The sequence below is a fragment of the Pseudomonas sp. DTU_2021_1001937_2_SI_NGA_ILE_001 genome (assembly GCF_032463525.1).
GTDB lineage: Bacteria > Pseudomonadota > Gammaproteobacteria > Pseudomonadales > Pseudomonadaceae > Aquipseudomonas.
In genome coordinates this window covers 376492-391240 of the sequence record NZ_CP135971.1, presented here as the reverse complement: position 1 = coordinate 391240, position 14749 = coordinate 376492, and the positions used below count along the sequence as shown (strand labels likewise).

Genomic DNA, 14749 nt, shown 5'->3' with positions numbered 1-14749 from the left:
AGCTGCCCGTCAGGCAACGGGCAGATGCAGGCTGCGTCAGGCGCGTCGTGTCGCCGACACCACATAAGCGGCCATCGGCAGGCCGAAGCCGTCACCGTGGCGATAATCGAGACGGATCGACTCGGTCATGGCCTGGCCGATGCGTGCCTGGACCGCCGCTGGCTGCTCGCGCAGGCGCGCTCCGGAGCGCACCGAGCCGACCCGCTCGGAATTGAACAGCTCGGCCGGGTCGCGCATCAGCCAGGTGTGCTGGACCAGCTTGCGGGTCACCGAGCCCTTGTCGAAACCGGCCTGCTCCAGCAGCCGCACCAGCGAGGAGAAGTTGTCCAGTTCGTGATAGGCCGGCCCTGGAGGAACCGGCGAGGCCACTTGGGCATGCTCGTCCAGCGCCTTGTTAAGCACATCACCGGCCTTGTTGAGCGAGTCGGGCGCCCACAGGGTGAAGGCCCAGGTGCCGTTGGCCCGCAACACCCGCGCCACCTCGGCAAAGGCGCGCTGCGGATCGGAAAAGTGCTGCACGCCGAAGTTCGAGAACACTGCATCGAAGCTCTCGTGCTCGAAGGGCAAGGCGTGCACATCGCCGAACTGAAAATCGATCTGCGGATGCAGCTGGCGGGCATGCTCGAGCATGGCTTCACTGAAGTCGACCGCGACCACGCTGGCGCCAGCCGCCGCCGCCAGACCGGCGCCATAGCCTGGCCCGGTGGCGACATCCAGCACCTGGGCGCCGGGGAACAGGCCGGCCTTTTCCAGCATCGGCTCGATGAACGGGCTGGTGGTATGCCCCCAGGCGGCATGGTAGGCGCTGGCGACCTTCTCCCAACCGTCGTATTCGAACTGCTCGAACGCAGTGCGGGCTTTGACAGAACTAGCTTGCATGGCGAATCTCCTGCTCGGGCAAGGCTTCCAGATAGCCTTCGCCGGCGTCGTAGATGAGGGTCACAACCAGATAATCGGGGTAGGCGTCAGCCCAGCGCTGCGCCAGGAAATAGTTGGCGCCCGACGAGGGGCCCGGATACAGGCCGGTGGCCGCCGCGAACAGGCGCTGGCCTTCGCGTGCCTCGGCATCACTGACTTTTTCGATATGGTCGACCATGGCCAGATCGAGAAACGGCGGGCGCACGCCGACCGCCGTGCCCTTCTGCGCATGGTCACCGAACACCCCTTCGACATAGCAGCATTGCTGCGGCTCGTTGAGCACCACCGTCACGTCCGGCAAGGCGGCCTTTAGGCGCCGCGAAATACCGGCGGCGCTGGCCCCGGTTCCGGCGGCGACGATGAGCATCACCGGGCGGTCCAGGGCTCCCAGCGGCAGCAGCTGGGCCAGCAGTTCCGGGCCGGTACCGTCGAAGTGCGCGGCCAGATTGGCCGGGTTGGAAAACTGGTCGGTATAGAAGTAGTCATCCGGCTGCTCGCGCAGCAAGGTCTCGATCACTTCGCGCGGCTGTGCGCCGGCCAGCAGCATGTCCCGCCCGACCAGACGCGCACCGTATTCCTCGCACAGGGCCATCTTGACCCGCGAGAACGACAGGCCCACGACCAGGTCGACACCGATATCGAACTTTCGCGCCTCGAAAGCCAGGCCTATGCCAAAGTTGCCACCGCTCTTTTCCAGGATGCGGCGCCGCCCGCCGGGCTGCAGGTGCCCCGCCGCAATGGCCTGGCGCACCACCGCCTCGGCGGCGCGGGCCTTGTGGCTACCGGCACGGTTGAACATTTCCAGCTTGGCATAGACGTTCCCCGCTCGAATGAGCGGCGTCCTGCGGTTCTGCAAGTCCGTCAGCATTGCTCACACTTCCCTCGGGCAGCGAGCGCCAGCGACCGACGCTGAATCGCCGGCCGCTCACGCTTGATGAATACATGTTGTTGCGCGTCGATATCTTCGGTGATGGTCACATCGGAACCGATGATCACGTCATCGCCAATGTTCACCGGGCCGAGGATCTTCGAATTGGCCGCGATCTGCACCCGATGGCCCAGGGTTGGATGGCGCTTGCCGTTCGGCGCATCACCGATCCGGCGTCCACCCAGGACGATGCCGTTGAGCAGGTAGGCATCGTCACCGACCTCTACGGTCTGGCCGATCACCGTGCCATAGCCGTGGTCGATCACGAAGCGCCGGCCCAGCCGCGCCTCGGGATGGATGTCGATGCCGGTCAGGCTGCGGGCCACGAACCCGAGGCGCATGGCGGCAATCACATGCGCCGTGGGCGCCTCTGCAGCACCGATCAGCACATGGCCCACCCGATAGCAAAGCACCGCGAAAAACGCCGAATGCACCGACAGGTGGCACTCCAGCGGTTTGAAACGTGAGGCGGGATCGCGCTTGCGGGCGGCCAGCAGATCCTCCTCGGCGCGGTCGATGACAGCTGAATAAATCGCTTGCCGGTCCGTTTCTACCAGCTCGAGTTCGCTCAATTGCAAGGCAATGGCGACCAGTCTGGCGAGTTGCTCCCTGACGGAATTTCCGTTATAGACGAACGCAAGGTGTTTATCTGACTGCATGACGTTCACTCGTCTGCCCCCCGAATACCCAATGAGCTTTCAGACTAACCGGACCAAAAAGACCGGTATTGGAAAATCCTGCGCATGGACACGCGACCGAACTCCGCACCACCCGACCACGGGAACGGATCGATGAACGCCGAACACATCCGGCTATGGCGCGACAGCGATCTGAGCGACGGCATGGAATTGCTGCGTGCGGTGTGCTGCTCACATCGCTACCCGGCCCACTCCCACGACGAATTCGTCATCGCCGCCTTCGAAGGCGGTGCCCAGCGGCATAGCATCGAGAAGCACACGGGCGTCGCGATACCCGGCACGGTCATGATCATCCAGCCCGGCCAAGTGCATACCGGCGAGGCGGCCAAGGACGTCGGGCAATGGGCCTACCGGGCCTTCTACCCGCAGCCGCAGGTCCTCGAAGCGGTCGCGGCGGACGTCTTCGACGCCCCGGCAACAGGGCTGGACCTCGGTCGTGCGGCCCTGCACGACAATCCGCTGCTGGCGCGCCAGCTGACCCTGGCCCACGGCGTCATCGAGACCTCCCCCGACCCGCTGGAACGTCAGAGCGCGATGCTCGAAGCATTCGCGGCGCTGATCCGCCGCTACGGCCAGTGCGCCCGCGGTCGCACGCTGCGCGAAGCCCCGGCGGCGGACGTGCGCCGCGCGCAAGACCTGATCCAGTCCTGTTTCGACGAGCGTTTGTCGATCTCACAGGTGGCCAGTGCGGTGGGACTCAGCGAGTATCATTTCATGCGCTCGTTCCGCCGCCAGACCGGCATGACGGTGCACGCCTACATCACCCAGGTACGTCTGCAGGCGGCCAAGGACCGTCTCGCCAAAGGCATGAGCGCCGCACAAACAGCCATCAGCGTGGGCTTTTTCGACCAGAGCCATTTCACCAACCGCTTCCGGGCCAGCTTTGGCGTGACGCCCGGGCGCTTCGCAGAGGCCTGCCGCTAGACAAACGAGTCACCGCTCTGCCCGCTGGCGGGCCATCACGGGTTCAAGCCCCTACCCGGCAGGCTTTTTTCTGCTGGGGCGGCACGGACGCAGCATGGACGGCAACTTTCTGATACCTTCTGTAACTGAATCCTGTGCCAAGACTTCCGGCCTTGATAGAACGGACCCTACAGGAGAATTTACTCTTGCCGACCGCGAACCCCGCCCTCGACCAAGCCATCGAGCTGTGCAGCCAGGAACCCATCCAGATTCCCGGCAGCATTCAGCCGCATGGCTTCCTGCTGGTGCTGGACGAGTCGAGCCTGACCATCCTGCAAGCCAGTGAGAATGCGCAGAGCTGGCTGGGCGTGCCCGCGCAGGAACTGCTGGGCGGCGACTTCAGCCACTGGGTGGACCAGGACTTCGACCTGCGTGATCACCTGGGCTATCTGCCCGACGCCGAGATCTTCCCGTTCCATATCGGTAACGTCCAGTTGCGCCATGGCCCGCAGGCGGGTCAGCTGATGACCCTGCTGGTACACCGTCATGACCAGGTACTGATCGCCGAATGCGAACCGGCGCAACGCGAGACAGACAAGGGTCGTAACGACTTCTACCCGCTGGTGCGCGCTTTCGTCAGCGGTATCCAGCAGCTGCACAGTATCGAAGAGCTGCTGCAGCGCTCGGTGCAGCAGATCAAGCAAGTCACCGGTTTCGGCCGGGTCAAGGCCTACCGTTTCGACAGCGAAGGCAACGGCCTGGTGCTCGCCGAAGAAGCCGACGCCGGTTACCCCAGCTACCTCGGCCTGTGCTTTCCAGCCTCGGACATCCCGCGCCAGGCCCGCGAGCTGTACCGTATCAACCGCATTCGCCTGATCCAGAACGCCAACTACCAGCCTTCGCCGCTGGTGCCGACGCTCAACCCGCTGACCGGCAAACCGCTGGACATGAGCTTCGCCGCACTGCGCAGCGTGTCGCCGGTGCACCTGCAGTACATGCGCAACATGGGCACCCTGGCGTCGATGTCGCTGTCCATCGTGGTCGATGGCCGCTTGTGGGGGCTGATTTCCTGCCACCACGACCAGCCGCGCCCGGTGGATTTCCAGACCCGTACCGCCTGCGAACTGCTCGGTAGCGTGCTGTCGCTGCAGATCGAGTCGCTCGAATCGCACGCCACGACCCGCAGGCTGCTCGACCTGCGCAAGCGCATCGTGCAGATGCTCTCGTCGATGGCCGACCACGACAGCGTCAGCAACGGCCTGCTGGATCTGCCCGAGGTCTTGCTGGAGTTCGCCGATGCCAATGGCGCGGCGATCATTTCCGCCGAACGCTGCGACCTGCTGGGCGCCACCCCTCCGGAATCGATGGTCAATGCCCTGGTGCACTGGTTGAGCCTGCGCGGCGAGGAAACGGTGTTTCACAGTGACAACGTACGCCGCGACATCGAGGACCTGCCCGAGCTGTCGAAACACGTGGCAGGCGTACTGGCCGTGGCGATTTCGCAGATCCACTCGCATTATCTGGTGTGGTTCCGCAGCGAGCAGACCCGTACGGTCAACTGGGCCGGTCGCCCGGAGAAAGACATCGGGCCGCAGGGCAGCCTTAACCCGCGCCACAGTTTCGAGCGCTGGCACGAGGAAGTGCGCGGCTTTTCGGCGCCCTGGAACCCGCTGATCATCGAAGGCGTGGGTGAGCTGCGTACCGCCGTGCTGGGCATCGTGTTGCGCAAGGCCGAGGAAATGGCCCAGCTGACTGGCGAACTGCAACGTTCCAACAAGGAGCTTGAGGCATTTTCGTACAGCGTCTCCCACGACCTGCGCGCGCCATTGCGGCATATCGCCGGCTACACCGAACTGCTCACCGAAATCGAAAGCAGCGCGCTGACCGAACGCGGCCAGCGCTTTCTGCGACATATCGAGGACGCCGCGCGCTTCGCTGGCACCCTGGTGGACAACCTGCTCAACTTCTCGCAGATGGGCCGCTCGGCGCTGCGCCTTTCGGACGTCGACCTCAATGCGCTGGTCGGCACCATCCGCAATGACCTGTGGCCCGACTACAGCGAGCGTGAGATCGTCTGGGAAGTCGCTACACTGCCCAAAGTGATCGCCGATCCGGCGTTCCTCAACCTGGCCCTCAACAACCTGATCGCCAACGCCCTCAAGTACACCCGCGGTCGCCAGCCGGCGCGCATCGAGATCGGTGCACGCCAGGACGAGAGTGAAACCGTGGTGTGGATCCGCGACAACGGCGTGGGCTTCGACATGGCCTACGCCAGCAAGCTGTTCGGCGTGTTCCAGCGCCTGCATCGCATGGAGGACTTCGAAGGCACCGGCATCGGGCTGGCCAGCGTCAAACGCATCATCGAACGTCATGACGGGCGGGTCTGGGCCGAAGGCCAGATCGATCAAGGCGCGACGTTCTATTTCGCCCTCCCACAACACCCTTTGCACAGCTGAGAAACTGCCAATCATGCTCAAACCCATTCTGTTGGTCGAAGACAACCCCAGGGACCTGGAGTTGACCCTCGTCGCGCTGGAGCGCAGCCAGTTGGCCAACGAAGTCATCGTCCTGCGTGACGGTGCCGACGCCCTGGACTACCTGCTGCGTCGCAATGCTTTCACCGAGCGTGACGACGGCAACCCGGCAGTCCTGCTGCTGGACCTCAAGCTGCCCAAGGTCGACGGCCTGGAAGTGCTCAAGGTGGTCCGCGACACCCCCGAGCTGCGCAGCATCCCGACGGTGATGCTGACCTCCTCGCGCGAAGAGCCCGACCTGCTGCGCGCCTACGAGCTGGGGGTCAATGCCTACGTGGTCAAACCCGTGGAGTTCAAGGAGTTCGTCGCGGCAATTTCCGACCTCGGCGTATTCTGGGCCGTGCTGAATGAACCTCCGCCCGGCTCCCTGCGTCTGAATCGGCGTCGTAATTCCTGACGGAGCCCGGATGTTTTCCAAGCCCATGAAACTGCTGATGGTCGAAGACAGTTCGATGGATGCCGAACTGACTCTGATGCGCCTGGAGCGCAGCGGCCTGCTGATCCAGGCGCATCAGGTGTTCGATCATCTCGGCGTCGAACGTGCGCTGCAGGAGCAGCACTTCGACCTGATCCTGTGCGATTGCGTACTGCCCGGCTCCTCCGGCACCGACGTGTTACTCACCGCCCAGCGCCTGGCGCCGGACACGCCGTTCATCTTCCTGTCAGGTATCTACGGCGAAGAGCATGCGGTGGAAATGATCCGCCTGGGCGCCACCGACTACGTGCTGAAGAAGAACCTCTCGCTGCTGCCCAAAGCGGTGCGCCGGGCCCTGACCGAAGTGCAGGAGCGCCAGCGCCGCCGCCGCGCCGAAGAGGCCTTGGCCGAAGTCGAGGCGCGGGCACGCATCGCCATCGACGCCGCCGGCATGGGCAGCTGGGACTTCCACCCGTTGGACGGCCAACTGCTGTGGGACGACCGCTCCAAGGCGCTGTTCGGCCTGCCGGCGGACGCCGTGCTGACCCTTGAGCGCTTCTACGACGGCATCCACCCTGACGACCTGCCGATGGTCCGTGAAGCCGTGGAGCGCGCCATGTCGCCCGAGGGCAATGGCCACTACCGGATCGAGTTCCGCTGCATCAATGCTGAAGAGCCGCGCTGGCTGCTCAGCAGCGGCCAGGCACGTTTCATCGATGGCCAGTGCGTGCGCTTCTCCGGCGTCCTGCAGGACATCCACCAGCAGCGCCAGGCCACCCTGGCCCTCAAACAGCTGAACGAAATGCTCGGTGAACGCATCGAGCGACGCACCCGGGAGCGCGACCGCGCCTGGGAGCTGTCGCGCGATCTGCTGGGGGTGTTCAACAAGGACCTCACCCCGGTGGCCCTCAACCCGGCCTGGGAACAGGCCCTGGGTTTCAGCCGCCAGGTCATGACGCACATCTCGCTGCTGGAGCTGCTGCCGGCGGACGACCGCCTGGCCTTCAATGCCGAGCTGGAAACCCTGGCGCGCAACGGCGGCAGTGTGCGCATCACCGGACGCATCCGCCACGCCAACGGCCAGCAGCGCTGGTTGTCCTGGGTGGTGGTGCCGGAAGACACCCTGCTCTACGTGGTGGCGCGGGACATCACCAGTGAGCGCGAGGCCACGCAGAACCTCGCCGAAGCCAATACCCGGCTGCTCGACCAGATTGCCGAGCGCGAACGCATCGAGGCCGCGCTGCAGCAGATGCAGCGCCTCGAAGCGGTCGGCCAGCTCACCGCCGGCGTGGCCCACGACTTCAACAACCTGTTGACGGTGATCCTCACCGGCGCCAGTTTTCTGGAACGCGAACTGGACCGCCATGACCTGGAAAAGGCCCGCAAGCGCCTCAAGCACATCCGCGAGGCTGGCGAGCGCGGTGCCAAGCTGACCTCGCAGTTGCTGGCCTTCTCGCGACGTCAGCGCCTGGAGCCGGTGCCGCTGAACCTCAACGACACCCTGGGCGGCCTGGAAGAACTGCTGCGCCGCACCCTGGGCGGCAGCATTCTGGTGCGCCTCGACCTGCATCCGCAGCTCTGGCAGGCACTGACCGACCCCACCCAGACCGAGATGATCATTCTCAACCTGGCGATCAACGCCCGGGATGCGATGCCCACCGGCGGTCTGCTGATCCTGCGCACCCACAACACACGCATCCGTCACGCCCCGCAGCGCCCGGAAGACCCGGAACCGGGCGACTACGTGATGCTGTCGATCCGCGACACCGGCTGTGGCATGAGCCAGGACGTGCTGGCCAAGGTCTTCGAGCCCTTCTTCACCACCAAGGACATCGGCAAGGGTTCTGGCCTGGGCCTGGCCCAGGTGTTCGGGTTCGCCAAACAGTCCGGCGGCGGAGTGCGCATCGACACCGAGCCGGGACGCGGCACGGAAGTCAGCGTCTACCTGCCGGCGGTGCGCCAGGCCTCGCCGGTCGAAGATCCGAAGCCCCAGGCCCACGCGCAGCCCGACAGCGGGCACGACCGCTGCATCCTGGTGGTCGACGACGAAGACCTGATCCGCGACATGATCGGCGAGATGCTGCAGATGCAGGGCTACCAGGTGCGCAAGGCCAACAGCGGTGAACAGGCCCTGGCCCTGCTCGATGACCAGGTCGACCTGCTGCTCACCGACTTCGCCATGCCGGGCTTCAACGGCGCCCAGCTGGCCCAGGCGGCCCGCGAGCGCCAAGCGCAGCTGCCGGTGGTGTTCCTTACCGGCTATGCCGAGCTGCAGGGCCTGGAACTGCCGGGCAGCGTGGTGCTGCAGAAGCCGGTCGATCCGGACAGCCTGTTCCAGGCCCTGGGCCAGATGCTTGGCCTGGCGCAGGTGTCCACGGTCTAAGGCCTTGGCTGCGAAAGCCAGCCGTGCCGTCCGGCTCCGATCCAGGGGCCGGCAGGACCGGCGTTAGCCGCAATACTGTTCGGTTAGTCGTTATGTGGCTCGGTGGGAGCGGCTTTAGCCGCGAAAGCACCAGGAAACTCACTGCATCTGTTGTGAACAGGCGGTCGCTTCGCGGCTGAAGCCGCTACCCGGCCTAACTGACCAGTATTGGCGTTAGCCGGGATGCCTTCGCGGCGCAAGCGTCCTGCCCGTCACCAGCGGCAAAAGCGAATGGCCTGCAAATGCCGTCGAGCAAGGGCGGTCTGCCCGCCGGGCAAACCCGAACCCGGCGCAGTGGGGCAGGCTCAGACGCGGGCGGCCATTGCCGTCACTTCCACGCGCATGCCCGGCACCGCCAGGGCCGCCACGCCAACGGCAGCGCGAACCGGCCAGGGTTTGCTGAAGAAACGCTGATAGACCTCGTTGAACGCCGCACGGTCGGCCATGTCGGTGAGATAGATGGTCAGGTGCAGCACGCGGTCCATGCCGCTGCCGGCCTTCTCCAGAGCCGTTTTCAGCGCCTGCAGGGTGCATTCGCTCTGCTCGACGATGTCACCCAGCTCCAGGCTGCCATCGGCACGGGTGGGGATCTGCGTGGACACCAGCAGGCCGCCAAAACCGGCGACGTCGGAAGAGATGGACTCGGGGTCCGGATCGGGGAGGAAATCGATATCGTGATTGGCCATGCAATCCTCGGGTCTGGTTGAGGGGAGGCCGACCAGTGTAACGTTCATCGCCCGACCACCAAAGCCGTCGGCCTACACCGCTCTTCCACCTGTCCAGCCCTACGGAACATCCATGACCCTGCCAGACTCCCAGCAAGCCCTGCGTGACCGGCTGATCGGCCAGCCACTGCCGAGCACCACCCTGCCCGCCACCGATGGCCAAACGGTAGACCTCAGCCGCGAGCGCGGCCTGTGCGTGGTGTTCATCTACCCGCGCAGCGGCAACCCGCACCTGCCGGCCCCGGCCGAGATGGCCAGCGTACCGGGTGCCAAGGGCTGCACGCCGCAGGCCTGCGGCTTTCGCGACCACTTCCAGGACTTCGCCGCGCTGGGCGTAGCAGGCCTGTTCGGCCTGTCCTCACAAGACACCGCCTACCAGCAGGAGCTGGTCGAGCGCATTCAGCTGCCCTACCCGCTGCTTTCCGACCCGACCTGCCAACTGGGCGAAGCCCTGGGCCTGCCGCTTTACCAGGCCGGGCCGATACGCGTCTACGGCCGCGCCGCGCTGGTGATTGACAACGGCCGGGTGGCCCAGCTGTTCAGCGACATTCCCGACCCGGCCAACAACGCCGGGCAGGTGCTGGACTGGCTGCGTCAGGCGCGCTGCTGAGGCGATCGGCCTTCATCGGCATGAATCAATGCCGCCTGGCGCTCGCTCAACAGGCGGATACCGGCGTAACACACCAGGCTCGCCACCCCACACCCCCCGATCACCAGGCACATCGGGCGCGCTGTGCCGTCACCCAACTGGCTGACCAGAGCACTGAACAGCGCGCCACAGGCGAATTGCAGGGCCACGGCCAGGCCCACGGCGGCTCCGGCATTGTGCGGGAACAGCGCCATCAGGCTGGCGATGCAGTTGGAACCGATCAAGCCGCTGATGCCCATGAACGCCACCACGCAGAGGATGATCGACAGCGGCTGCGCCCACCCTGTCAGGCCCACCACCAGCAGCGCCGCACCCGCGGCCCCGGCCACCAGGCTGCCGATCCCCAGCATCGCCCTTGGCCCGCGCCGCCGCACCAAGCGTGCATTGATTACGGTGGCGATGATGATGCCGACGATGTTCAGGGCGAACACCAGGCTGAAGCCGCGCGGCGAAAAGCCGAAGTGCTCGATGAACAGAAAAGACGAAGCGGTGATGAAAGCGAACATGCCACCCACCGACAGGCCCATGGCGAGGATGTACAGCAGCGCCAGCGGGTGGCGCAGGATCGCCGCGTAATGCCGGAACGACGCCCCCAGCGAGGCCGTCCGAGCGTGTGTCGGCAGGCTTTCCGGCAACAGCCGCCAGGCCACCAGCAGGCACGCCGCGGCTGCCAGGAACAAGGCCACGAAGATCGTCCGCCAGCCGTGCAGCAGCACCAGCCAGGTGCCCAACACCGGTGCCACCAGCGTGGCGAGCATGGCGATGACGTGCATCAGCGACAGCAGCCGCGCCGACTCGCTCAACGGGTACAGGTCACGTACCACGGTGCGTGCCAACACCAGGGCCCCCGCGCCGCCCAGCGCCTGGATGAAGCGCAGGCCCTGCAACTGGGTCACGTTGGTAACCTGCGTGCAGGCCAGCGAGGCCAGCAGGTACAAGGCCAGGCTGCCAAGCAGCAGACGTCGACGCCCGTGACGGTCCGACAGCGGGCCGCAGATCAGCATGCCGCTGCACAACCCGGCGAGAAACAGGCCGATGGTCGACTGCACCCGCGCCGTTTCCGCGTTCAGGTCGAGGGCGATGTCCGGCAGGCTGGGCAGGTAGGTGTCAATCGACAAAGGCACCAGGGCACACAGCGTAGCCAGCAGTGCAATCAGCGGCGCAGAACCTTTCGCAGCGCTCATCAGGCGTTGCCGACCTTGCAAAGCGGGCTGCCAGCCTGGCGCTTGGTCTGCGACGGGTACTCGCCGAACAACTCGCGGTAATTGAGCGAAAAATGGCTGAGGTGGCTGAAGCCCATCTGCCCGGCGATCTCGCCCACCGTGCCCTGCTCCACCGCCGTGGCCCTGAGTTTGCGGCGCACGGCATTGAGACGCAGGTTGCGCAGGTATTCGATCGGGCGCATGCCGGTCACCGCCTGGAAACTGTTCTGCAGGGTCCGCCGGCTGACGCGCAGCTCGGCGCACAGGTCGAGGATGCTCGGCGGCTGCTCCAGGCGCGCCAGGGCCAGTTCCTGGCTGCGCTTGACCAGCCAGGCACTCACCGCAATGTTGCCCTGGCGTCCACGCGGCACGTCGCAGGCGCCACTGAACAGGTCCAGCAAGGTCTCCAGCAGGGTGTCCTCGATGAACTTCTCGGTGCTGTGATCAGCCGCGCCGTCACGTTCGACCATCAGTTGGAACGCGGCATAGATGCGCTGCAACAGGCGTTCGATGAGCGCCCCGGGCACTTCCAGCTGCGACAGCGTCTTGGCGCGCTGCAACTGCCCGGCCGACAGCTCGAAGGCTGCCAGCTCGGCGAAGCGCACCAGGTCGACGGTGGCGCCGAAATAACGGGTGCCGGCCGGCGCCTGAACCACGAAATCCTCATCCGGACGCAGCAGCATGACGCTGTGCGCGCCCACCAGTTGCTTCTGCACGATCGGCGCCTGCCCGGCCGGCAGCACCACCGCGATGCACATGCGCCCCCGCGGGGCCTGGCCGTGTTGCGCGATACGGTTGTCGAAGGACTCCTGAAACAGCTGGAAGCGCTCGCCACACACCTGCGACAAGCCGGTGTTCAGCGGCCCGCGGCCCATCTGGTCATAGGTCTGCCGCCAGCCGGAGATAGCTCCGGCGTGTTCGTGCAGATCGGTGAAACTACGGGTTTGCGCGAACATCAGGCATCCTCCTTGGCGCTGACCTCTCGACTGACGAAATCCAACTCCAGCGCTCGCCCGGCGAGGGTGAAACGGTAATGGCCAGGCTCGATGGCCAACGGCGCCAGCAAGGCACCGGTCAGCACCACCTGCCCGGCGCGCACAGCCTGCTGGTCGGCCAGCAGGCGGCGAACCAGCCAACAGGTGATCGGCAGCGCCGAGTCTGCGGCGTCGCCAGTCTGCCCGCGGCCCAGCGCCACGCCGTCGCGGGTCAGTGCGTAGTCCAGCGCTTGATGGCGGCTGGCGCTGAACGGCAGCGCCGCCGACAGGCAATAACGGCCGGCGGCGGCGTTGTCGGCCAGGAAAGCGCCGGCCTCGAAGCGCCAGCCAGCCCAGCGGCAGTCCGCCACTTCGAAGGCCAGGGCCACGCCACCGATGGCCTGGATGATCTGCTCGTCGCTGTAGTCACCGGGCGGCAGGTCACGGGCGAAGATGAAGGCGATCTCGATCTCCAGCCGTGGGTCGACCAGGCCCGCGAGATCCAGGGCCGCCCCTGGCAAGGCCGCCATGGCCTCGGTGAGGCCGCCATAGACCGGCTCGCCGAGGCCGAAGCGCGCCTGCGCCGCAGCGCCGGCAAAGGCCACTTTCCAGCCGCTGAAGCGTTCACCACGCGCCAGGCGCAGCGCCAGGTTGCTGCGCTGTAGCCGGTAGCCCGTCGTCACATCCAGGTCCGCCGGAGCCTGTTCAGCCGGCAGGGCTACGGCCTGGTCAGCGCAGTGCAGCAGGCGGCCAGGTAAATCGTCGAGAGGGTTCATGACAGTTGTTTCTCCAGGCGAGCCAGTACCGATTCCAGGCGTTCCGGCGTGGTGATGGCCGCCACGAAGCGGTCCGGGCGTACCACCACGACGCTGTCGCGCACCTTGGAGAACCAGTTGGCCAGGCGGTTATCGACATCCTCGACGCTGATCGCCCCGTCGGCGCTCAACGGCTGGCTGCGCATGCCACTGCGCGAACGGTTGACCTGAATGAAACGGGTGTCCCAGCGCTGCCAGTAGGCGCGCGTCGCCTCGCTCAGGCCGGCGGCCGGGTTGACCCGGTAGCCGAGTACCGCATAGGAGTCGCCCAGCACTTCATCCAGGCGTCGGCGGCGGCCTTCGGCATCTTCGACCTGCGGTTGCACGAACAGCTGGCCGACCAGGTCGCCTTCGCGCAACTCCTCGCGTTCGTGATAGACCAGCCCCTTGGTGATGGTCGCCTTGGGCTTGAACTTGAACTCCAGCAGGTACGAACGCAGGTTGTCGACCGTGTTCACCGCTTGGAACAGCCAGTCGCGCACCCCGGCCATCAGCGGGTTGGTCAGGCCCAGCACCGCGCCCATGTTGTCGGCCAGGCCGATCAGGTCGGTGGCATGGCCACGCCGCTCGGTGTCGTAGCTGGCGATGATTCTCGGCGAGGCCCGCCCCTTGAGCACCGCAGCGATCTTCCACACCAGGTTGGCCACGTCGCGCAGCCCGGAGTTGAGACCTTGCCCCGCCCAAGGTGGCGAGATGTGCGCAGCATCGCCGACCAGCGCCACGCGGCCCTCGACGAAGCGCGCCGCCACACGGGAGTTGTGGGTGTAGGCACGGATGCGCACGATCTGCAGCTCATCCACCGCGTCGCCGATGTGCCCGCGGATCAGCCCGCGGATGGTCGACTCCTCGCACATGCGCTGCTCATCCTCGCCTTCCTTGAGCATGAATTCCCAGCGCCGCTGCCCGTAGGGCAGGTAGATGCATACGAAAGGCCGCTCGGGGTCGGCGTGCAAGGCCGTGTAAGGTGCGTCCAGGGAGTCGTTGCAGACATCCACCACCACCCACTTGCGCGGGTGAGTCATGCCCAGCAATTCGATGCCGAGCTTCTTGCGCACGTTCGAACGTCCGCCGTCGGCGCCGATCAGGTACTGCGCATGCAGCTCGTAGGTCTGGCCGTCGGCACCGCGCACCTGCAGGGTCACGCCCTGCTCGTCCTGGCTGAGGTCGAGCATCTCGTGGCCCAGGCGCAGCTGCACCTGGGGGTGACGCCCGAGCTCGTCACGCAAGGTGCCTTCGAGCAACTGCTGCATGAAGATGTTGCGCATCGGCCAGCCATACTCGGCCACGCTCGGCTTGACCTCGGCAAAGCACACGCCCCGCGCGTTGTAGTAGCGCAGCGGCACGTCGCAGATCATGTCGCGCACGGCGATGTCAGCGATGCCGATGCCCTGCAGCACGCGCAAGGCTTCGTCATCCATGCCCACCGCACGCGGGTACGGCAGGATGCCCTCGGCCAGTTCCAGCACCACGCAGTCAATGCCATGCAACCCCATGTAGTGGGCAGCGGTGATCCCGTTCGGCCCGGCGCCGACGATTACAACCTGAGTGGTCTCGCGTCTCATGCTC

13 protein-coding genes are annotated in these 14749 nt (G+C 65.8%); 5 read left to right on the top strand and 8 right to left on the bottom strand.

Annotated features, from left to right (window positions below; genetic code table 11):
- Positions 1–36: 36 nt before the first annotated feature.
- Genes RRX38_RS01665 through RRX38_RS01655 form a run of 3 tightly spaced genes read right to left on the bottom strand, consistent with a single transcriptional unit; the run spans position 37 to position 2505 of the window.
- Complete coding sequence (locus RRX38_RS01665; RefSeq protein ID WP_315961223.1) at positions 37–879, bottom strand: class I SAM-dependent methyltransferase; 843 nt, start codon at positions 877–879, stop codon at positions 37–39.
- Positions 869–1786 (bottom strand): PLP-dependent cysteine synthase family protein, encoded by a 918-nt coding sequence (locus RRX38_RS01660; RefSeq protein ID WP_295473377.1) that lies wholly within the window; start codon positions 1784–1786, stop codon positions 869–871. The genes RRX38_RS01665 and RRX38_RS01660 overlap by 11 nt, the downstream gene beginning before the upstream one ends.
- On the bottom strand, positions 1780–2505 hold the full coding sequence (locus tag RRX38_RS01655) for a serine O-acetyltransferase (protein ID WP_315961222.1): 726 nt from the start codon (positions 2503–2505) through the stop codon (positions 1780–1782). Before RRX38_RS01655 ends, RRX38_RS01660 begins: the two co-directional genes overlap by 7 nt.
- A gap of 132 nt (positions 2506–2637) precedes the next feature.
- On the opposite strand from RRX38_RS01655, the gene RRX38_RS01650 reads away from it, so the two are divergent.
- From RRX38_RS01650 to RRX38_RS01635, 4 genes are all read left to right on the top strand, one after another.
- Positions 2638–3468, top strand: a complete 831-nt coding sequence (locus tag RRX38_RS01650; protein WP_315961221.1) for an AraC family transcriptional regulator — start codon at positions 2638–2640, stop codon at positions 3466–3468.
- A gap of 185 nt (positions 3469–3653) precedes the next feature.
- The gene (locus tag RRX38_RS01645) at positions 3654–5903 is read left to right on the top strand and encodes an ATP-binding protein (RefSeq protein WP_315961220.1); all 2250 of its coding nucleotides are present in this window, start codon (positions 3654–3656) and stop codon (positions 5901–5903) included.
- A 13-nt stretch (positions 5904–5916) separates the two neighbouring features.
- Positions 5917–6378, top strand: coding sequence for a response regulator (locus RRX38_RS01640; RefSeq protein WP_295473368.1), 462 nt, complete (start codon positions 5917–5919; stop codon positions 6376–6378).
- 10 nt (positions 6379–6388) lie between these two features.
- The gene (locus tag RRX38_RS01635) at positions 6389–8779 is read left to right on the top strand and encodes a response regulator (protein WP_315961219.1); all 2391 of its coding nucleotides are present in this window, start codon (positions 6389–6391) and stop codon (positions 8777–8779) included.
- A gap of 344 nt (positions 8780–9123) precedes the next feature.
- Here the strand turns inward: RRX38_RS01635 and RRX38_RS01630 are convergent, their stop codons facing one another.
- A complete protein-coding gene (locus RRX38_RS01630) occupies positions 9124–9504 on the bottom strand; it encodes a RidA family protein (protein WP_315961218.1) in 381 nt (126 codons plus the stop codon).
- Positions 9505–9616: 112 nt separating this feature from the next.
- On the opposite strand from RRX38_RS01630, the gene RRX38_RS01625 reads away from it, so the two are divergent.
- Positions 9617–10153 (top strand): peroxiredoxin, encoded by a 537-nt coding sequence (locus tag RRX38_RS01625; protein WP_315961217.1) that lies wholly within the window; start codon positions 9617–9619, stop codon positions 10151–10153.
- Here RRX38_RS01625 and RRX38_RS01620 read toward each other — a convergent pair.
- From RRX38_RS01620 to RRX38_RS01605, 4 genes are read right to left on the bottom strand one after another with little or no spacing between them, the layout of a single operon-like run.
- Positions 10138–11376, bottom strand: coding sequence for a multidrug effflux MFS transporter (locus RRX38_RS01620; RefSeq protein ID WP_315961216.1), 1239 nt, complete (start codon positions 11374–11376; stop codon positions 10138–10140). The genes RRX38_RS01625 and RRX38_RS01620 overlap by 16 nt on opposite strands.
- Positions 11376–12350: a helix-turn-helix domain-containing protein gene (locus tag RRX38_RS01615; RefSeq protein ID WP_295473358.1), complete on the bottom strand. Its 975-nt coding sequence runs from the start codon at positions 12348–12350 to the stop codon at positions 11376–11378. The genes RRX38_RS01620 and RRX38_RS01615 overlap by 1 nt, the downstream gene beginning before the upstream one ends.
- Positions 12350–13144: a 2-keto-4-pentenoate hydratase gene (locus RRX38_RS01610; protein WP_315961215.1), complete on the bottom strand. Its 795-nt coding sequence runs from the start codon at positions 13142–13144 to the stop codon at positions 12350–12352. Before RRX38_RS01610 ends, RRX38_RS01615 begins: the two co-directional genes overlap by 1 nt.
- A complete protein-coding gene (locus RRX38_RS01605; RefSeq protein ID WP_315961214.1) occupies positions 13141–14745 on the bottom strand; it encodes a bifunctional 3-(3-hydroxy-phenyl)propionate/3-hydroxycinnamic acid hydroxylase in 1605 nt (534 codons plus the stop codon). Before RRX38_RS01605 ends, RRX38_RS01610 begins: the two co-directional genes overlap by 4 nt.
- Positions 14746–14749 lie beyond the last annotated feature (4 nt).